General features: G+C 57.6%; 15 protein-coding genes. 3 read left to right on the forward strand and 12 right to left on the reverse strand.

Annotation, left to right across the window (positions count from 1 at the left end; translation table 11 throughout):
• Positions 1-19 precede the first annotated feature (19 nt).
• The 4 genes from hydA to ygeW form a co-directional block, all read right to left on the reverse strand.
• Positions 20-1,405 (reverse strand): dihydropyrimidinase, encoded by a 1,386-nt coding sequence (gene hydA, locus ACEQFP_RS06770; protein ID WP_005289740.1) that lies wholly within the window; start codon positions 1,403-1,405, stop codon positions 20-22.
• A 57-nt stretch (positions 1,406-1,462) separates the two neighbouring features.
• On the reverse strand, positions 1,463-2,680 hold the full coding sequence (locus ACEQFP_RS06775) for a YgeY family selenium metabolism-linked hydrolase (RefSeq protein WP_005289737.1): 1,218 nt from the start codon (positions 2,678-2,680) through the stop codon (positions 1,463-1,465).
• Positions 2,681-2,746: 66 nt separating this feature from the next.
• Positions 2,747-3,946: a diaminopropionate ammonia-lyase gene (dpaL, locus tag ACEQFP_RS06780; RefSeq protein WP_005289735.1), complete on the reverse strand. Its 1,200-nt coding sequence runs from the start codon at positions 3,944-3,946 to the stop codon at positions 2,747-2,749.
• Positions 3,947-4,018: 72 nt separating this feature from the next.
• The gene (ygeW, locus tag ACEQFP_RS06785) at positions 4,019-5,206 is read right to left on the reverse strand and encodes a knotted carbamoyltransferase YgeW (protein ID WP_005289733.1); all 1,188 of its coding nucleotides are present in this window, start codon (positions 5,204-5,206) and stop codon (positions 4,019-4,021) included.
• 547 nt (positions 5,207-5,753) lie between these two features.
• Between ygeW and ACEQFP_RS06790 the strand changes: the two genes are divergently transcribed.
• The gene (locus tag ACEQFP_RS06790; protein WP_005289730.1) at positions 5,754-7,535 is read left to right on the forward strand and encodes a sigma-54-dependent Fis family transcriptional regulator; all 1,782 of its coding nucleotides are present in this window, start codon (positions 5,754-5,756) and stop codon (positions 7,533-7,535) included.
• A gap of 31 nt (positions 7,536-7,566) precedes the next feature.
• Here the strand turns inward: ACEQFP_RS06790 and ACEQFP_RS06795 are convergent, their stop codons facing one another.
• Both ACEQFP_RS06795 and ACEQFP_RS06800 read right to left on the reverse strand, forming a co-directional pair.
• Positions 7,567-7,896: a hypothetical protein gene (locus ACEQFP_RS06795; RefSeq protein WP_005296137.1), complete on the reverse strand. Its 330-nt coding sequence runs from the start codon at positions 7,894-7,896 to the stop codon at positions 7,567-7,569.
• Between the two features lie 145 nt (positions 7,897-8,041).
• On the reverse strand, positions 8,042-8,596 hold the full coding sequence (locus ACEQFP_RS06800) for a single-stranded DNA-binding protein (protein ID WP_005289723.1): 555 nt from the start codon (positions 8,594-8,596) through the stop codon (positions 8,042-8,044).
• A gap of 219 nt (positions 8,597-8,815) precedes the next feature.
• Between ACEQFP_RS06800 and uvrA the strand changes: the two genes are divergently transcribed.
• Complete coding sequence (gene uvrA, locus ACEQFP_RS06805) at positions 8,816-11,647, forward strand: excinuclease ABC subunit UvrA (RefSeq protein ID WP_005296133.1); 2,832 nt, start codon at positions 8,816-8,818, stop codon at positions 11,645-11,647.
• 55 nt (positions 11,648-11,702) lie between these two features.
• Here uvrA and ACEQFP_RS06810 read toward each other — a convergent pair whose 3' ends face one another.
• The 3 genes from ACEQFP_RS06810 to ACEQFP_RS06820 form a co-directional block, all read right to left on the reverse strand.
• Positions 11,703-12,047 carry an MmcQ/YjbR family DNA-binding protein gene (locus ACEQFP_RS06810; RefSeq protein WP_005289715.1) on the reverse strand — a complete coding sequence of 115 codons (345 nt, stop codon included), beginning with the start codon at positions 12,045-12,047 and terminating at the stop codon, positions 11,703-11,705.
• Positions 12,040-12,468 (reverse strand): secondary thiamine-phosphate synthase enzyme YjbQ, encoded by a 429-nt coding sequence (locus tag ACEQFP_RS06815; protein WP_005289714.1) that lies wholly within the window; start codon positions 12,466-12,468, stop codon positions 12,040-12,042. Before ACEQFP_RS06815 ends, ACEQFP_RS06810 begins: the two co-directional genes overlap by 8 nt.
• A 207-nt stretch (positions 12,469-12,675) precedes the next feature.
• Positions 12,676-13,872, reverse strand: coding sequence for an amino acid aminotransferase (locus ACEQFP_RS06820; protein WP_035597085.1), 1,197 nt, complete (start codon positions 13,870-13,872; stop codon positions 12,676-12,678).
• Between the two features lie 175 nt (positions 13,873-14,047).
• On the opposite strand from ACEQFP_RS06820, the gene dkgA reads away from it, so the two are divergent.
• Entirely contained in the window at positions 14,048-14,878 is an 831-nt protein-coding gene (gene dkgA, locus ACEQFP_RS06825) for a 2,5-didehydrogluconate reductase DkgA (protein ID WP_068870397.1), read from the forward strand.
• Between the two features lie 49 nt (positions 14,879-14,927).
• Here the strand turns inward: dkgA and ACEQFP_RS06830 are convergent, their stop codons facing one another.
• The 3 genes from ACEQFP_RS06830 to ampC form a co-directional block, all read right to left on the reverse strand.
• Positions 14,928-17,204, reverse strand: coding sequence for a YgiQ family radical SAM protein (locus ACEQFP_RS06830; protein WP_005289708.1), 2,277 nt, complete (start codon positions 17,202-17,204; stop codon positions 14,928-14,930).
• Between the two features lie 201 nt (positions 17,205-17,405).
• The gene (metA, locus tag ACEQFP_RS06835) at positions 17,406-18,335 is read right to left on the reverse strand and encodes a homoserine O-succinyltransferase (protein WP_005289706.1); all 930 of its coding nucleotides are present in this window, start codon (positions 18,333-18,335) and stop codon (positions 17,406-17,408) included.
• Between the two features lie 157 nt (positions 18,336-18,492).
• Entirely contained in the window at positions 18,493-19,653 is a 1,161-nt protein-coding gene (gene ampC / locus ACEQFP_RS06840) for a class C beta-lactamase (RefSeq protein WP_370547163.1), read from the reverse strand.
• Positions 19,654-20,046: the final 393 nt, after the last annotated feature.

The raw sequence follows: 20,046 nt of genomic DNA on the forward strand, positions 1-20,046 counted from the left end.
GCGGGCGCAGCCGTACTGCCTATAGCGGTGCCTGAAACGCCTTACGCTTCAGAAAACGCCCGCGCCCCGGTTCGGCGCTAAACTGCCCTTCACTGAAAATCCGTTCGCCGCGTGCCAGGGTATGACGGATCTCCCCCCGGCAGACCATGTCCTCGTAGGGACTGTAGTCGGCGTTATCATGCAATGCACTGTGATGAATAGTGGTGGTGCGGCGCGGATCGATGATCACCACGTCGGCATCGGCGCCTGGGGCGATCAGCCCCTTTTGCGGCCAGAGGCCGAACAGGCGCGCCGGGGTGGCGCTGGTCAACGCCACGAAATGCGGCAACGAGATACGTCCGGTCATCACCCCGGCGGAGAACAACAGCAACATACGGTTCTCGACGCCCGGTAACCCATTGGGACAACGACTGAAGTTACCGCCGGAGAGTGCCTGTCGCTGGCTGTAAGGGAAGGTACAGTGATCGGTGGCCACCACATCGATGGCGCCGTCGCTGATACCACACCACAAGGCATCCTGCTCGCGCAGATTACGTAGCGGCGGGCTAAGGATAAACTTCAGCCCATCCTCACGCAGGTAACAACGCTCATCCAACAGCAGATACTGCGGGCAGGTCTCCACCCACACCGGCTGATGGCGCGCACGCGCCAGGCGCAGGTACTCCAGCCCTAAGCCATTAGAGAGGTGGACGATATACAGCGGTGCATTGCCGGCCAACTGCGCCAGGTTAATCATCCGGGCGATGGCCTCCGCCTCGCACTCCAAGGGACGGCTGCGAGCGTGAAAGATCGGTGCGACCTCGCCTTGCGCCAGATAATGGGCGCGACGTTGGGCGATGGCGGCATCGTTCTCCGGATGCACCGTGGTCAAGGCCCCGACCTGATGCAAACGACGCAAGGCACGCAATACCGCGTCATCGTCCAGCTTGAAACCATAGGTCAGATAGAGCTTAAAGCTGCTGATGCCCTCGTCATGCACCATCGAGGCCATCTCGTCGAGGATCGCCTCGTCGATATGCTGAATCACCCCGTGGAAACTGTAGTCGATCACCGCCTTGCCGGCGGCATAGTCATGATAGGCCGCCAACTGATGATGCAGGCAGCAGCCTTTCGGGCCGAAGCCCATATGGTCGATAATGGTTGTTGTACCGCCACACGCCGCTGCGCGGGTGCCGGTAAAAAAATCATCACAGCTCCGCGCCAAGCCAACATCGATGTTGAAGTGGGTATGGACATCGACGCCGCCGGGCAACACATAGCAGCCTTGCGCATCGATCACCTCATCCGCCTCGTCCTCGCTCAGGCCGGGGTCGACGCGACTGATGATGCCATGCTCAATCAGCACATCCGCCAACCGTTCGCCGTCGTGGTTCACCACCGTGCCATTCTTAATTAGCGTTCTCATCGTCGTGACTCCGCAGAGGAGCCCCGGCACCACGGGCACCGGGGCGGGGGCATTAACTTACTTCTTCAGCTGTTCCATGTAGGTCAGCGGGATGGCGGCATACATCGCCGCACAGGTCACCAGATGATCCTTCCAGGTCTTCTCGTTCGGCGCATGCGCCTCCGGCTCTTTACCCGGACCGAAACCGATCACCGGGATGCCATGACGACCCATGATGGAGACGCCGTTGGTGGAGAAGGTCCACTTGTCGACCACCGGCTGCTTACGGAACAAGCCTTGATAAGCTTGGCTCAATGTCTTCACCGTGATGTGATCTTCTTCGACCTTCCAGGTAGGGAAGTAGCATTCGGTCGGATAGACCAGCCCGGTGTAGGAGGGGCGATCGTAGTTGTACATGGAAACGGTCGCGTTAGCGGCTTTCACCGCCGGCAGGGCACGGATCTCCTCCAGTGCACCTTCCCAGGTTTCGCCCCAGGTCAGGCGACGGTCGATGGAGACGGCGCAGCTGTCGGCGACGGCGCAACGGCTCGGTGAGGTGAAGAAGATCTCGGAGACGGTCAGCGTCCCCTTGCCGAGGAACTCGTCATACCCCAGATTCTGTGACAGCTCTTGTAACTCGTTCAGGATCGGCCCCATCTTGAAGATGGCGTTATCGCCGCGCTCCGGTGCAGAACCGTGGCAGCTGATACCCTGTACATCGATACGGATCTCCATACGCCCACGCTGGCCGCGGTAGATCTGACAATCGGTTGGTTCGGTACTGACCACGAACTCCGGACGGATCTTAGATTGCTCGATGATGTACTGCCAGCACAGGCCGTCACAATCCTCCTCCTGTACCGTCCCGGTCACCAGCAGGGTGTACTGATCTTCCAGCCCCAGATCCTTGATGATCTTACCGGCATATACCATGGAGGCCATGCCGCCTTCCTGATCCGACGCGCCGCGTCCGCCGATCAGTTCATCGGTCTCCATCCCCTCATAGGGATCGAAGGTCCAGTTCTTGATGTTACCCACCCCGACGGTGTCGATGTGGGCATCCATGGCAATCAGATGCGGGCCGTGACCGACATAGCCCAACACGTTACCCATCGGGTCGATCTCGACACGATCGAAGCCCACTTTCTCCATCTCTTCTTTGATACGCAGTACTACACGCTTTTCGTCGCAGCTTTCACTGGGGATGGCAATCATGTCGCGCAGGAAACGGGACATGTCGTCTTTATACTGATGCGCCTTCTCCAGAATCATATCGAACGGAACTTGCTTAGCCATTATATTCTTCTCCAGTGGTGATCCCCCCGCCGGGCGGGGAGCATGAATTCAACGATGCCCCCGCGCTTATTCACACGCCGGGTATTTCCCTTCCCAAACCACTTCACGGTAGTGCTTCACGTCGGTATCCCCTTCGGTACTGATCAACAGCACCACGGAGTCGCGATTCAGCCCTAACGTCTTCATCAGTTCTTCACGACGCGGGTGATGGTGAACGGCAGCCAAGACCCCGAGACCAACGGCACCCGATTCGCCAGAGATGATGCGTGCATCCTGACCCAACGGGTTACCCAACACACGCATCCCCAGCGCCGCCACCTTGTCCTGGCAGGAGATAAACTGGGTGGCACAATTGCGCAGCAGCGGCCAGCCCAACGGGTTCGGCTCGCCGCAGGCCAGGCCAGCCATGATGGTGGACATGTCGCCGCCGACGTTGACGATCTCCCCCTTCACCCCGGAGCGGAATACGCAGTCCGCCAGATCCGGCTCGACGATCACCGAGTGCAGATTATTCGCACCATACACATCGACCAGATAGCCCAACACGCCCCCCGCCATGGCGCCGACGCCAGCTTGCAGGAAGACGTGAGTCGGGCGCTCAATGCCCATCTGCGCCATCTGCTCCACCGCTTCGTCCGCCAGCGTGGCGTACCCCTGCATGATCCAGGTCGGGATCTTGGTGTAGCCTTCCCACGCGGTATCCTGCACCACTTCCCAACCCCGCTCCTGCGCGGTCTTCATGGTCAGACGTACCGTGTCGTCATAGTTCATATCGGTAACGATGCATTCGGCGCCCAGGTTACGGATATGCTCTACCCGCTCACGCGCCGAGCCCTTCGGCATGTACACCACCGCATGCTGCCCCAACTGCTGCGCGGCCCAGGCCACGCCACGACCATGGTTACCATCGGTAGTGGTGGCGAAGGTCATGCGCTCGGTCAGTGTGGATTTGAGCTTCTCGAAGGAGAAGTCATTGATATCCATGTGATACTTATCACATAGCAGGCGAGCGATGGCGTAGGCACCGCCCAGCATCTTGAAGGCGTTGAGGCCGAAACGCTGCGACTCATCCTTCACTAAGATCTTGCCGATGCCGAACAGGTGAGACAGTTCATCCAGGGCATATAGCGGCGTGGGACGGTAGCCGGTAATTTTTTTATGAAAGGCCCGCGCTTTCTGTGCTTCGGCACGGGAGAACAGTGGCGACGTTTCACCATTGAAGAAACGGTTCTGCGCAATATCCACCTTCAACGAGAAAACAGACATAAACCAACCTCATCCATCGAAAAAGAGATCCGCGCTGGCGGAGGGGCCGGCCCTGTCGGCCGGCCGACGGTGTTACTTAATACGTTTCTGCGCCTCTTTGAGCAGTTGCTCCAGCAACAGACCCGGTTTCGGGAACTTACGGGCGACGATCATGGCGGCGATGATATACGGCTTCCAGCTGGCCTCTTTGTAAGTGGCGATGCGGTATTTTTCGAATACGCCTTCAGTGACCTCACCCTCTTTGCAGGAGACACCGGAGATATCAGCCGGCAGGCAGTGCATATACAGGGCCTCACCGCCACGCGTCAGCTTCATCATCTCTTCGGTGCAGTGCCAATCTTTATGGTTGGCGTTCTGGGCCAGGCACTGTTTTTCCAGCGCCTTCAGGCCATCGTGGTCATTGGCGCGCAGCAGTTCGGTGCGCTGCTCCATCACCTGATACGGAGCCCAGGACTTGGGATAGACGATATCCGCATCCTTGAAGGCTTCGGCCATCGAGTTCACCTGGCGGAAGCTGCCGCCGGATGCCTTGGCATTGTTACGCGCGACCTCGACCACATCCGGGATCAGGTCATAGCCTTCCGGGTGAGCCAGGGTGACGTCCATACCGAAGCGCGTCATCAGGCCGATGATGCCTTGCGGTACGGACAGCGGCTTACCGTAGCTCGGTGAGTAGGCCCAGGTCATGGCGATCTTCTTGCCCTTCAAATTCTCCAGGCTGCCGAAGTGCTCACGCAGCCAAGCCAGGTCGGCCATGGATTGCGTCGGGTGGTCGATATCACACTGCAGGTTGATCAGCGCCGGACGCTGCGGCAACACACCCTGCTCATAGCCTTCATCCAACGCGGCACCAACTTCGCGCATATAGGCGTTACCGGCCCCCAGATACATGTCATCACGGATGCCGATGGCATCGGCGCAGAAGGAGATCATGTTGGCGGTCTCACGCACGGTCTCACCGTGAGCGATCTGGGATTTGCCCTCATCCAGGTCCTGCTGAGCCAGACCCAGCAGGTTCAAGGCCGAGGCATAGGAGAAACGAGTACGGGTTGAGTTATCACGGAATACGGAGATACCCAGCCCGCTATTAAAGATTTTGGTCGCGATATTTTCTGCACGCATCGTCTTCAACGCGTCGGCGACATCCAGCACCAGCTTTAGCTCTTCCGGACTCTGCTCCCAGGTCAGCAAAAAGTCCTTGTCATGAAGGTTAGACTTGAGCGCGTTGATATCCTTGATAATTTCATTAACAGTTTTCATCGTATGGCCCTAATGAGTAAGTGACTGGCTACCTGACAACCTGCTACGCCGCCCAGGCGGTGAGAGTCCGACCTGCAAACAGCCGATAACAGCGACTGATAAGACTTAAACAATAACTGTGCCAAATTTGTTTTCTGCTAGTGTGGAGCGGGAGCGCCCATGATATTGTGCGAGAGGCATCACAAAATAAGACTCAAAAGCCCTGAAAGGGGACCTGTTTTATCTGTTGGATGCATATTATCAGCAGAGTAAATACACTAAACACTTGCTTGCGGAGTCAGCGGCGGCCATTTTTTTTCACTGTTCAGTAACCCATATTGATAACATATCCGCCATTAGTCTCATTTTGATAATAAAGTGTGATGGCTATTACATATTTGTCGTATCGCGCGCGAAAAAAAATCCATATTTATCAAAATTCAATTTTGCTGAGTTAGTATCATGCGATAAACGAAGATGCATGTGACCTAATGGAATAGGTTGTCACCACCGCCAAAATATCCGCGACACCGGGTAACTGGTTAAGTGCTAAAAGAAAGGTTTAATTATGACGTCGGCAAACACGCAATCCGTTTTAATGCAGATCCAACCCATCATTCTGCGCTTTACCAAGATGCTGTCTAGCGTACTGCAACTGGAGGTTGAAATCGTCGATGCCGCCATGACACGCGTCGCCGGCACCGGCCCGTATGGCAAGTTCTTCGGCCGCAAGCTCAACAGCAATTCACGCCTACTGCGTTACGTCCTCGATACTAAACAGGAAAAGGTGGTGATCCGCTCACGTTTCGATCCGGTCTGTGAAGGATGCAACAGTAAGGATAACTGTAAGGAGAAGGCTTTCCTTGGTACGCCCATTCTGTTCCAAGGAAACTGTATCGGGGTGATTAGCCTGGTCGCCTTTACCCAAGAGCAACAAGAACGAATAAAAGATAATTTACACGAGTTCTCCGATTACGTTCGCCATATATCCAACATATTCGTCTCTAAACTATTGGAAAGCCAAGGAGCAAACGATGGCGTCAGCAAAATACTGCTAAGCCTAATCGAGAATATGGATCAGGGGGTGGTCGTCCTTGACGAAAATAATCAGGCGAAATTTGCCAACGCGACGGCATTAAAACAATTGAATGCCATTAATGAGCAAGTTATAGGTAAAACTTTTAATATTCGCCCGCTGACCTATCAACAAAACTATCTCAGCGGCCATCTGCAACATATCGTCACCTTCGATCAGCATCAAGAGTTGGTCATCGGGCAGCTACACGATATACAGGACCACCAGCTGTTCCTGATGGCGTTCCATCAGTCTCACTCGCCGATGAACGTCGAGCTGAATCCGGACGATCCGCGTATCGAACATCTGGTGGGGGAGTGTCGTCCGATGCGCACCCTCAAACGCTTAATCAGCCGCGTGGCACCCAGTCCCTCCAGCGTGCTGATCGTCGGTGAGAGCGGCACCGGTAAAGAAGTGGTGGCGCGTGCCATCCACCAGTTGAGCGATCGTAACAATAAGCCCTTCATCGCCATCAACTGCGCCGCCATTCCCGACCAACTGCTGGAGAGCGAGCTGTTCGGCTATGTGAAGGGGGCCTTCACCGGGGCTTCGGCCAACGGTAAGGTCGGCCTGATCCAGGCGGCTAATCACGGTACGCTATTCCTCGATGAGATCGGCGACATGCCCCTCACGCTGCAAGCCAAGCTGTTGCGGGCCATCGAGGCTCGGGAGGTTCAGCCGATCGGCTCCAGTAACCCGGTCTCCGTCGATATCCGCATCATCTCGGCGACCAACCAGAATCTGGAGCAGTACATCGCGGAGGGAAAATTCCGCGAGGATCTCTACTACCGCCTCAACGTCATCCCCGTCGCGCTACCGCCACTACGCGAGCGTAATGGCGACATCGAGCTGCTGATCCACTACTTCCTTAACCTGCATACCAAGCGTATCGGCCTGGTCTACCCGGGGATCTCCCCGCAGGTGATGATGTTACTCAAACGCTACCGTTGGCCGGGTAACGTACGCGAGCTGAGTAACCTGATGGAGTACCTGATCAACGTGGTGCCCAGCGGCGAGGTGATCGATACGGCGTTGCTGCCGCCGAACCTGGTCAATGGCCAGGTCACGCCGGTCTACCGCGAAGACAACAGCCACTATCAGAGTAGTGTGGCCTGCGATGACCATGGCAGCACGGCGCTGGAGGAGATGGAGAAGCAGATGATCCGCGAGGCGCTATCACGCCACAGTAACAAGAAGCAGGCGGCGGAAGAGTTGGGGATAGGCATCGCGACGCTCTACCGCAAGATCAAAAAGTATGAGCTAACGACACCGTAATGCACCGAGTGGGCCCATCCAACGGGCCCACTCAACCATGTAGCCAGAACAGGCCGGCGACGAACATGGCAAACAATAGCGGTAGGGCCAACACCACAAGCTCGACCATACGCTGGCCTGGCCGCACACTTTCCGGCGTACTGCGTGCCAGGGCGAGCGCCCCCACCAACAACGCCAATAATGACAGAAGGCCGGCAAAGGCCGCATCGGCCAGCAGTACCGTCATCTGCCAGCTTCGATACGCCTGGGCGGAGAGCGCAGCCTGATAACGCCCCGTCTCCAGCCACTGCCAGAGCAACAATACCCATGGCATCAGCCAGGCACCACTGCCCACCATCCAGGAAAGTCGTCGTAATACCATCACACCCTCTCAGCTCGCCGAGCCGCAGAAATAGTAGGCCATCTCCACCGCATCACCCTTCACGATGCTTCGCCACGCCTCATGGCCGATTACGCCAAAGAAAAAGCCCCGCATCGCGGGGCTCTCTGACCGTCTACCCGCGCGATCAGAACGGGATATCATCATCGAAATCCATCGGCGGCTCGTTGCTCTGCGGTGCGGCCGGTTGTGCTGGCGCGGCATAACCCCCCTGCTGCTGACGCGGCGCGGATTGCCCACCGCTGAAGGCGGCGCCTTGCGGCTGCTGCGGCTGGCCCCAGCCCCCTTGCTGGCCTTGGTTACCTTGGTTACCCATCGGAGCCCCGCCACCCTGACGTCCCCCCAGCATCTGCATAGAGCCGTTGATGTCGACGACGACTTCGGTGGTATAGCGGTCCTGGCCGCTCTGATCCTGCCACTTACGCGTACGCAGTTGCCCCTCAACGTATACCTGAGAGCCTTTGCGCAGGTATTCGCCGGCGATCTCCGCCAGCTTGCCGTACAGCGCGACACGATGCCATTCGGTGCGCTCTTTCTGCTCACCGGTCTGCTTGTCACGCCAAGATTCAGAGGTCGCCAGCGTCAAGTTGGCAACGGCACCGCCGTTCGGCATATAACGGACTTCCGGATCCTGACCCAGATTACCGATAAGAATCACTTTGTTTACGCCTCTGCTGGCCATATCGACTCTCCTGATGAAGTAAATTTATTCAGTCTAAACGGTAAATTCTAACACGCCAGCGGCGCTTGAGCACTCTCGATCGTTTCTGCGGCGCACGCCGTAATCCGTCAGCGGTACGGCCATTGAATACTGGATATTCATTCAGTTTTGAATATGTCATAATTATTGATCACGTTTGTGCACGCAGAGATCGATAACTGTTAATCCGGGAAGTCGGTAATGGATAAAATAGAAATACGGGGTGCTCGCACCCACAATCTCAAGAATATCAACCTGATCATTCCCCGCGACAAACTGGTGGTCATCACCGGCCTGTCCGGATCCGGTAAGTCCTCTCTGGCGTTCGATACGCTGTATGCCGAAGGACAACGGCGCTACGTCGAGTCACTCTCCGCCTACGCCCGCCAGTTTTTGTCGTTGATGGAGAAGCCCGATGTCGATCATATCGAGGGCTTATCACCCGCCATCTCCATCGAACAAAAGTCAACCTCACATAACCCACGCTCTACCGTCGGCACCATCACCGAAATCCATGACTATCTACGTCTGCTGTTCGCCCGTGTCGGCGAGCCACGTTGCCCGACGCATGGCACGCCGCTGGCGGCGCAGACCGTCAGCCAGATGGTCGACAATGTGTTGGCGCAACCGGAAGGTAAGCGTCTGATGCTGCTGGCGCCGATCATCAAGGATCGTAAGGGCGAACACAGTAAGACCCTGGAAAACCTGGCGGCGCAAGGGTATATCCGCGCGCGGATCGATGGCGAGGTCTGCGATCTCTCCGATCCGCCGAAGCTAGAGCTGCAAAAGAAACACAGCATCGACGTGGTGGTCGATCGCTTTAAGGTTCGCCCTGACATGGCACAGCGCCTGGCCGAATCATTCGAGACCACGCTAGAACTCTCTGGCGGCAGTGCGGTCGTGGCCGATATGGACGATCCCCAGGCGGAAGAGTTGCTGTTCTCCGCCAACTTCGCCTGTCCTCTGTGTGGCTACAGCATGCGGGAGTTAGAACCGCGCCTGTTCTCCTTCAATAACCCGGCAGGCGCCTGTCCGACCTGTGATGGCCTGGGTGTTCAGCAATACTTCGATCCCGATCGCGTGGTGCAGAATGGCGAGCTCTCGTTAGCCGGTGGTGCGATTCGCGGTTGGGATCGCCGTAACTTCTACTATTTCCAGATGCTGCGCTCGTTAGCCGACCATTATCATTTTGATATCGAAGCGCCTTTCGACTCACTGAGCGAGGCGGTACGGAAGGTAGTGCTCTACGGCTCAGGCAAAGAAGAGATCGAGTTCAAGTACATTAACGATCGCGGCGACACCACGGTACGCCATCACCCCTTCGAGGGGGTGCTGCACAACATGGAGCGCCGCTATAAAGAGACCGAGTCCAGCGCGGTACGCGAGGAGCTGGCGAAGTTTATCAGCAACCGTCCCTGCGCCGCCTGCGGTGGAACCCGTCTGCGCGAAGAGGCGCGTAATGTCTTCATCGAGGACACCACCCTGCCGCAGATCGCCGATCTCAGCATCGGCGCGGCGTTACGCTTCTTCCACCAACTGGCCCTCAGCGGACAACGCGCCAAGATCGCCGAAAAGGTGCTGAAAGAGATCGGCGAACGCCTGCAATTTCTGGTCAACGTCGGGCTCAACTATTTGACCCTGTCGCGCTCGGCCGAGACGCTGTCCGGCGGCGAGGCGCAACGCATCCGCCTGGCCAGCCAGATCGGTGCCGGGCTGGTCGGGGTGATGTATGTACTGGATGAACCCTCCATCGGCCTACATCAACGCGATAATGAGCGCCTGCTCGACACATTGATGCATCTGCGCAACCTGGGTAACACGGTGATCGTCGTCGAGCACGATGAAGACGCCATCCGTGCCGCCGATCATATCATCGACATCGGCCCCGGTGCCGGCGTGCATGGTGGCGAGATCGTCGCCCAAGGCGACGTGGCGCAGATCATGGCGACCCCCGCCTCCCTCACCGGCCAATATCTGAGCGGACAACGTAAGATCGCCATCCCCAGCGAGCGGGTCGCCGCCGATCCAACGCGTGTGCTCAAGCTGAGCGGTGCGCGTGGTAATAACCTGAAAGAGGTGACATTAACCCTGCCCGTCGGGCTGTTCACCTGCATCACCGGTGTCTCTGGCTCCGGCAAATCGACGCTTATCAACGATACGCTGTTCCCCATCGCGCAACGCCAGTTGAATGGCGCCACGCTGAGTGAACCGGCCCCCTACCGTAGCATTGAGGGGCTGGAGCACTTCGACAAGGTGATCGACATCGATCAAAGCCCCATCGGACGGACGCCACGCTCTAACCCGGCGACCTACACCGGTATCTTCACCCCGATCCGTGAGCTGTTCTCCGGGGTACCGGAGTCGCGCGCCCGTGGTTATACCCCTGGCCGCTTCAGCTTTAACGTACGCGGGGGGCGCTGTGAGGCCTGCCAGGGCGATGGGGTGATCAAGGTGGAGATGCACTTTCTACCGGACATCTACGTACCATGCGATCACTGCAAAGGTAAGCGCTATAACCGCGAAACCTTGGAGATCAAATACAAAGGGAAGAACATCCACGAGGTGCTGGAGATGACCATCGAGGAGGCGCGCAGTTTCTTCGACGCCGTCCCGGCGCTGGCGCGTAAGCTACAGACGCTGATGGATGTTGGTCTGGGTTATATTCGTTTGGGACAATCGGCCACCACCCTATCCGGCGGCGAGGCACAGCGCGTTAAGCTATCACGAGAGCTCTCTAAGCGCGGCACTGGGCAAACCCTGTATATTCTGGACGAACCGACCACCGGTCTACACTTCGCCGATATTCAGCAACTCCTGGCGGTATTGCACCAGCTACGTGACCAGGGCAATACCATCGTGGTTATCGAGCACAATTTGGACGTGATCAAAACGGCGGACTGGATCGTCGATCTGGGGCCGGAAGGCGGCAGCGGTGGTGGACAAATCTTGGTCGCTGGGACGCCGGAAACCGTCGCGCAATGCGAAACCTCGCATACCGCACGCTTCCTGCGCCCGATCCTCGAACACGCGTGATACGTACCACGCCGCCGGGACATCGCCCGGCGGCCGGTACAGCTTCGCGGGGAACTTACTGTAACGGGTGCTGCTCGCTGGCTTGATGTAGCGCCAACTGGTAGGAGCCATCCACCAACTGATAAAGCAACGAATCGTTGAGGGCACCGTCGAGGAACACGGTGCTCCAGTGCGCCTTGTTCAGGCGACTGCTCGGTACGATATCCTTGTGAAGACTGCGCAGCCTGGCGGCCTGCTCACAGCTGGTCTTCACCGCCACCGCCGGGCGTGCCTCACCATTCTCCACCATCGCGAATAATACCCCGCCAACACGCACTTGGTGGGTACGCCAGCGGTTCTGTAAGGTTTGCTGCGCCCCGGGCTTCGACAGGCAATATTGCATAAATGCCGAATTATCCATCAATCCTATCCCCTTGTATGGTTGCTACGATACGGCGTATCCCGCCCTGTATACGGTGTTCGCCAAGCCAAATACCCTGCCAGGTTCCAAGCTGTAACGCGCCCTGGCGTATCGGCACCACCAGCGAGGTTCCCAGCAGAGACGACTTGATGTGGGCGGGCATGTCGTCCGCACCTTCGTCGTCGTGCGCATAGGGAGCATCTTCCGGCACCGCACGCAAAAAATAACGTTCCATGTCATGACGCACTGTGGGATCACAGTTTTCATTGAGGGTAAGCGACGCCGAAGTGTGTTGTAACAGCAGATGCAACAGCCCCACCCGTACCTGACACAAGGCCGGTAATGCGGCGGTGATCTCCGCCGTGATCAGATGGAAACCGCGCGCTCTCGCCCGCAGCGTCAAGGTTTGCTGATACCACATTCTTACAACGTCCTCGATAAGTATATTCTTTGTACAGCTGGCAGCAAGAAAACGCAGCGGAAAGTTCTGTAAAGATAGCCAGACGCCGCGTCAGAAAAGGACAAGGGGAGCCAAAGCGCCGGGAGCAAACGCAGAATCTACGCCAGTCTCAGTCATAAGAGAGGGGCGCAGTATTACGCCCCCCTTCGCGCTGAAACACTATGTACCTCAGGCCATCACGCGCGCCAATGCCGCCGCTACGCGCGCCAGATTCCCCTCATTCAAGCCGGCCATACAGATTCGACCGCTCGCCACCAGATAGACTGCGTCCTGCTGCTGCAGTTGCGCCACCTGCTGAGGCGACAGCCCGGTATAGCTGAACATCCCACGCTGGCGGCGTAGATAGTCGAAGTTACGCTGCGGCAGCGCCTGATTGAGCAGGGAGGCCAACTGCTTACGCATATCGATGATACGCAAGCGCATCGCCTCGACCTCTCCCCGCCATTGGCGATGTAATGCCGGATCGCTGAGCACGCCAGCCACCAGCGTCGCACCGTGTAACGGCGGGCTGGAGTAGTTACGTCGTACCGTTGCCTTTAACTGCCCCAAGACTCGTGCCGCCTCGGCGCTATCGCCACATAACACCGATAAGCCGCCGACCCGCTCGCCATACAGCGAGAAGATCTTGGAGAAGGAGTTGCTGATCAGACATGGCAGCCCGGCATCAGCGATGGCGCGAATGGCGTAGACATCGTGATCCATGCCGCCGCCGAATCCTTGATAGGCGATATCAAGGAAGGGGATCAGGGTACGTCGACGCAACAGCGCTACTAGCGTGTCCCACTGCGCAGGCGTTAGATCCGCGCCCGTCGGATTATGGCAGCAGGGGTGCAACAGCACGATGCTCTGCGGCGCTAACTGCTCCAATGCCGCCAGCATGGCGTCGAAGCGTACCCCTAACGTCTGTGAGTCGAAATAGGGATAACGATGCACACGAAAACCCGCCCCCTCGAAGATCGCGACATGGTTCTCCCACGTCGGATCGCTGACCCATACCTCAGCGGCAGGGAAATAGCGTCGCAAAAAGTCGGCACCGATCTTCAAGGCCCCCGATCCCCCCACCGTTTGCACCGTCGCCACGCGTTTCTGGCGCAACGCCGGGTGATCGGCGCCCAATAGCAGCGACTGTACGGCGCCACGATAACTGGCCAAGCCTTCCATGGGTAAATAAAGCGGTGCCGTCGGCGGCGCCGCATTCAGGCGATCCAAGACGGTGGCGACCGAGGAGAGCATCGGTACCTCGCCCCGCTGGTCATAATACAGTCCGATACTCAGGTTCACTTTCTCGGGACGAGGATCCTGCTGGAAACGCTCCATGAGAGAGAGGATCGGGTCGCCGGCATAGTCATCTACATGTTCAAACACGGGGTGGCTCTCCTTTTGGCTGATAGCCATAACATAACCCTATATCACAGAAAAATACTAGCCGGCTCACGCGTTACGCATGCCGACCCAGTCGGACGATCCACGATAATAGGGAGTGTGCTAAGGTAAAAATCTGATGAGTACCTCTTCGATACAACCCACACTGGAGATCGTCATGCCTACCCCTCCCTCTATTACGCTGAATGATGGCAACCGCATCCCACAACTCGGATTAGGGGTCTGGCAGGTCAGCGATGTCTTAGCGCGCGACGTCGTCGGCGAGGCGTTACGCGTCGGTTACCGCGCCATCGATACTGCCGCGATCTACGGTAATGAAAGCGGTGTCGGCCAGGCATTGCAGCAGAGCGGCCTGGCGCGTGAGTCGCTGTTCATCACCACGAAGCTGTGGAATGCCGACCATCTGGAGGTTGAGCGCGCCCTGCACGCGAGCCTACATAAGCTACGTCTGGAGTATGTCGATCTCTACCTCATCCACTGGCCGATGGCGCTGCAGGACACCTTCGTCCATGCCTGGCGCCACCTGATCGCCCTGCGCCGCCAAGGCGTGGTCAAGAGTATCGGAGTCTGTAACTTCAATCCCGAGCATATCCAACGCCTGCTGGATGAGACCGGTGTGGTACCTGCCGTCAATCAGATCGAACTTCATCCCTTGATGCAGCAAGCGACATTGCAAGCCTGGAACCGCCGCCACGGTATTGCGACCGAGGCCTGGAGCCCCTTGGCTCAGGGGGGAGAGGGCGTGTTTGACGCCGAGCCGATTCGCCGCCTGGCGGCCAAGTATGGTAAGACGCCGGCGCAGATTGTCATTCGTTGGCATCTGGATTGCGGGCGCATCGTGATCCCGAAAACCGTCTCGGCGATGCGTCTGAAGGAAAATATCGCCGTATTTGACTTTAAACTGGAGGCGGGCGAACTGGCACAGATCGCCCGTCTGGAGTGCGGCAAGCGGCTGGGATCCGATCCCGCCACCTATATGCGCCTGTAGGGCGTGAGTATGGCCCTGATGCGATGCATCAGGGCCACTCATGAGACCTTTAGCGCGGCTTCTTGCTCTGCCCGGCAGGACGACGGGTATTGCGCCCCTCTGGACGAGCAGGACGGCCATTGTCTCCCTTCCCGCCCGAACGCGGAGCGGGCTGCGCCGCTCCCTTCACCGCCCCACTCTTCGCCGGCCGACTACTGCTCTGAGCATTAGCGGCAGGACGGCGTGGCGCACCGGTGTGTTTCGTCATCGCCGGCGTCATGTTGCGCTGATAACCCCGGCGAGCGGCGCGCTGCTCCTCCAGCGTCGGTGCGGGGACCAGGCACTCGCGGCGATTACCGATCAGATGTTGCAGCCCCATCTCCTCCAGCGCGGCGCGGATCATCGGCCAGTTCGCCGGATCATGATAACGTAACAGCGCTTTATGTAGACGGCGTTGGCGTTCTCCCTTCGGCACCACCACCTCTTCGCTCTTATAATCCACCTTAGAGAGCGGGTTCTTCCCGGTGTAGTACATGGTGGTCGAGTTGGCCAGCGGCGATGGGTAGAAGTTTTGCACCTGATCGAGGCGGAAACGATGCTGCTTAAGCCAAAGCGCCAGGTTCACCATGTCCTCGTCGCGTGTTCCCGGATGCGCGGAGATGAAATAGGGGATCAGATACTGCTCTTTGCCCGCCTGCTTCGAATAGCTATCGAATAGCTCCTTAAAGCGGTAATAGCTGCTCATCCCCGGCTTCATCATCTTCGACAACGGCCCCTCTTCCGTATGCTCCGGGGCAATCTTCAGATAACCGCCGACGTGATGCGTCGCCAGCTCCTTGATGTAACGCGGATCTTGCACCGCCAGATCGTAACGTACACCGGAGGCGATCAGGATCTTCTTCACCCCGGCCAGATCGCGGGCACGGCGATAGAGCTTAATCGTCGGCTCGTGATTGGTATCCATGTGACGACAGATATCCGGATAGACACAGGAGGCTCGGCGGCAGGTCTGTTCGGCGCGCGGCGACTGGCAGCGCAGCATGTACATGTTGGCGGTCGGACCGCCGAGATCGGAGATGATCCCGGTAAAGCCCGGGACCTTATCGCGGATCTCTTCGATCTCGCGAATGATGGAGTCTTCGGAGCGGCTTTGAATGATGCGCCCCTCATGCTCGGTGATCGAACAGAAGGCACAACCGCCGTAGCAGCCACGCATGATGTTGACCGAAAAACGGATCATGTCATAGGCCGGTAGACGCGCCTTACCGTAGGCAGGATGCGGTACCCGTTGGAACGGCAGGGCATAGACGCTATCCATCTCTTCGGTACTCAGCGGAATGGCCGGTGGGTTGACCCAGACATAACGATCGCCATGTTTCTGCATCAGGGCGCGTGCGCAACCGGGGTTGGTTTCATGATGCAGAATACGCGAGGCGTGGGCATACATCACCTTATCCCCTTTAACCTTCTCGAAAGAGGGCAATAGAACGTAGGTCTTTTCCCAGGGTTTGGGCTTGGGTGCACGCACGGTGATCGGCGCCGCCTCGTCGACCGGCTTGGGCGAACAAGCCAGATCGTCGCCGTAGGGATTGGGGATCGGCTCAATCCGCCCTGGGGTATCGAGGCGAGTCGAATCGACGCCGCTCCACCCCGGTAACGGCTCCTTGCGCATGATGGCGGTGTTACGCACATCGCAGATGCTGCTGATCGGTTCGCCTGCCGCTAAGCGGTGTGCGACTTCGACCAATGGGCGCTCCCCGTTGCCATACATCAGCATATCGGCCTTTGCATCCACCAGGACCGAGCGACGCACCGTATCCGACCAATAGTCGTAGTGCGCCACACGGCGCAGGCTGGCCTCGATCCCCCCGAGGATCACTGGCACGTCACTGAACGCCTCCTTACAACGCTGGCTATAAACCAGGGTGGCGCGATCCGGGCGCTTTCCCCCCTCGTTATTCGGCGTATAGGCATCGTCATGACGTAGCTTGCGATCGGCGGTATAGCGGTTGATCATCGAGTCCATGTTGCCGGCGGTCACGCCGAAGAAGAGATTCGGCTTACCCAGGCGCATAAAGTCGGTTTTACTGGTCCAGTCCGGCTGCGCGATGATGCCGACCCGGAAGCCTTGCGCTTCCAGCATACGGCCGACGATGGCCATACCGAAGCTGGGATGATCCACGTAGGCATCACCGGTCACGATGATAATGTCGCAGCTGTCCCACCCCAGCTTATCCATCTCTTCACGCGACATCGGTAAGAACGGTGCGGTGCCGAAACATTCGGCCCAATAAGGGGTGTAGGAGAACAGATCGCGCTCCGGTTGGATTAGGCTGACACTACTCATGACGCTACTCTTGTATTGGTAAGACAGGCGGGTCTGGTGAACAAATCATCAGGATCAGGGCGGCGATTATACGCATTACGGCCAAGAAAAGAAATCAAGAGGATGTTAGCCCATGCGCCATCCCCAAACGGGAGGGCGCGTGACGGCCTGACGCTGACGCCCAACGCAGTGCGACGATGGAGCGCCATCTGGAGCGGCGGCTTACTCCAGGGTTGGATTCATCTGGCGCAGATCATAAGGGGTTATCTGGTAAACATAATAGTTCAACCAGTTAGTAAATAGCAGATGTCCATGGCTGCGCCAGGTCGCCCTGGGGGTACGTGTAGGGTCATCCTGGGGAAAGTAGTTGAGCGGCAGCGTTGGCGCCAGGCCAGCATTCACATCACGCTGATATTCATCAGCCAACGTATGGGGGTCATATTCCGGATGACCGGTGACGAACACCATGCGCTTATCGGCGCTGGCGAACAGGTAGGCGCCCGCCTGTTCCGACTCGGCAAAGATCTGCAGGTCGGTCTCCGTGCGGATCAGCGACGCCGGAAAATCGGCATAACGCGAGTGTGGCGCCCAAAAAGCCTCATCGAAACCGCGGGTCAGCAACGCTAAGGGGTGTAACGTCTGATGGCTGTAAACCCCGGAGAGTTTCTCGCTGCGTGTCATCTTCGGTAGTCCATATAGCACGTTGAGCGCCGCCTGCACCGCCCAGCAGACGAAGAGCGTCGAGGTCACATGGGATCGCGCCCATGCAATCACCCGCGCGATTTGCGACCAGTAGGCGACATCACCAAAATCGACCAAGCCCAATGGAGCACCGGTGACGATCAAACCATCGAAATTCTGCTGCTGAATCTCCTCAAAATCGCAATAGAAGTTGTTCAGATGTTCGCTCGGCGTATTTTTTGATTCACGCCGATCGATGCGTAGTAATTGGATGTCGATCTGCAGTGGAGAGTTCGATAACAGACGGAGAAATTGATTCTCTGTCTCGATCTTCTTCGGCATCAGGTTCAGCAACAACACCTTCAACGGGCGGATCTCCTGCCCTGCGGCACGCGAGTGCGTCATGACAAAGACGTTTTCATTACGCAAAAAATTAACGGCGGGTAAGGCATCGGGGATCCTGATTGGCATGCGTGCACTCCAGCGGTGATGAAAGACGGTCCATGTTCACTTTTAGACATCTGGATAGCCAAAATAATCCGTTTTATCCCGCTTGTACAGGGTAAGGCCCGTGAGAAATTTTCATTCAGTGGCCAGAGGCGGCGCCGCAGCGCCGCACAAGGGAGGATTACTGGAGATGTTGCAGAATGGTGTAGGCAGCTTGGACTCGCTGCGGGTTCGGATAGTTTTTATTCGCTAGCATCACGATGCCTAACTGAGCCTGAGGAATAAAGGCGATATACGCGCCAAAGCCATTCGTCGAGCCGGTCTTATGCACCCAGGAGGCCGCCTGCGGCGCACTCGGCGGGGTAATCAAGCGCACGACGCGAGGCTGTAAGGCGACGCTATTCGCGCTATCAGCAATCAGCGTCTGCGCGTTCAGCGGCCAGTTCAGCATCTCCCAGCCTAATCCCTGGTATAACGCACCAGCCTGATAGTAACGCGACTGCGCGAACTCTAGGGCTTGGCGCAGCGTCTTATCTTTAACCTGAGCGGGATCCATGTTGGCCTGTAGCCAGCTGGCCATGTCCTGCGAGGTTGATTTGATACCATAGGCCTCCTCATCTAACGCTCCCGGCGTCACACGCAGTGGATGACCGTCACGGTAACCCCAAGCATAGTTAGCCATGGCTGCGGCGGGAACGTTCAGATAGGTATGGCGCAATGCCAGGGGCTGCAAGATCCAACGCGCCATCGCCTGGCTAAAGCTCAAGCCGCTCGGCTGAACCGCCAACATACCAAACAGACCGATACTGGCATTAGAGTAATAACGCGTCGTTCCGGCGGCCCATTGGGGTTGCCAACGCTGATAGAAGTCCAGCAGTTGCGCCTTATCGCCCACGCTCTCCGGCACCTGTAGCGGTAATCCCCCCGCGGTATAGGTTGCCAATTGCTGGAGGGTAATGTTATGCCATTGCGTACCGCTTAGCGCCGGCCAAAGCGTAGCCGCACGATCTTGCAGGCGAATGTCGCCTCGCTGTAAGGCATAACCGCCCAGAACGCCAGTAAAGGTTTTACTTACCGAGCCTAATTCAAACAATGTCTGTGGGGTCACCGCACGCTGAGTCGCCTGATCGGCAACACCATAGTTGTAGTAGTAGGATTTGCCTCGATAGACCACCGCCACCGCCATGCCGGGGATCTGCTGCTGTTGCAGCAATGGCACGATGGTCTGCTCCACCGCTACGGCGACGCGTTGCGCTTCCGTCGCTGGTTGTGCGGCCTGTGTAAAAGGAGAGAAGGACACCGCGCACAACGCGAGAGCACAAGAGAATCGTTGAATTATCATCGCCAAGCACCATCAAATCAGAGAGGAAGAGAGCATCATCACTCGCGCATCAATGCCGCCATGGCAGCTTTTAGCCCCGAGGCAGACAGACAGCGCGCAGCATTCGAAACGCCTGGCGATCGATCCCAGAGATGCATCGGAGCATTTAACGAGAAGGCTGGCCGACGGTCAATCGCTTTTCCGGTGAAAGCATTGCGCCATAGCGTGATTCACAACAAAAGGAGGATAAAATAAAGGGGATATCCAGTCAGCGAAGACAAGAGAGTAAACGATAGAAAAAGAAAAAGCCCCACGCATCAGCGTGGGGCTTTTTCTCTATTTGATGCCTGGCAGTTCCCTACTCTCGCATGGGGAGACCCCACACTACCATCGGCGCTACGGCGTTTCACTTCT

It is taken from the genome of Edwardsiella sp. A.80236 (genome assembly GCF_044540725.1).
In the GTDB taxonomy this organism is placed as follows: Bacteria; Pseudomonadota; Gammaproteobacteria; order Enterobacterales; family Enterobacteriaceae; genus Edwardsiella; species Edwardsiella tarda.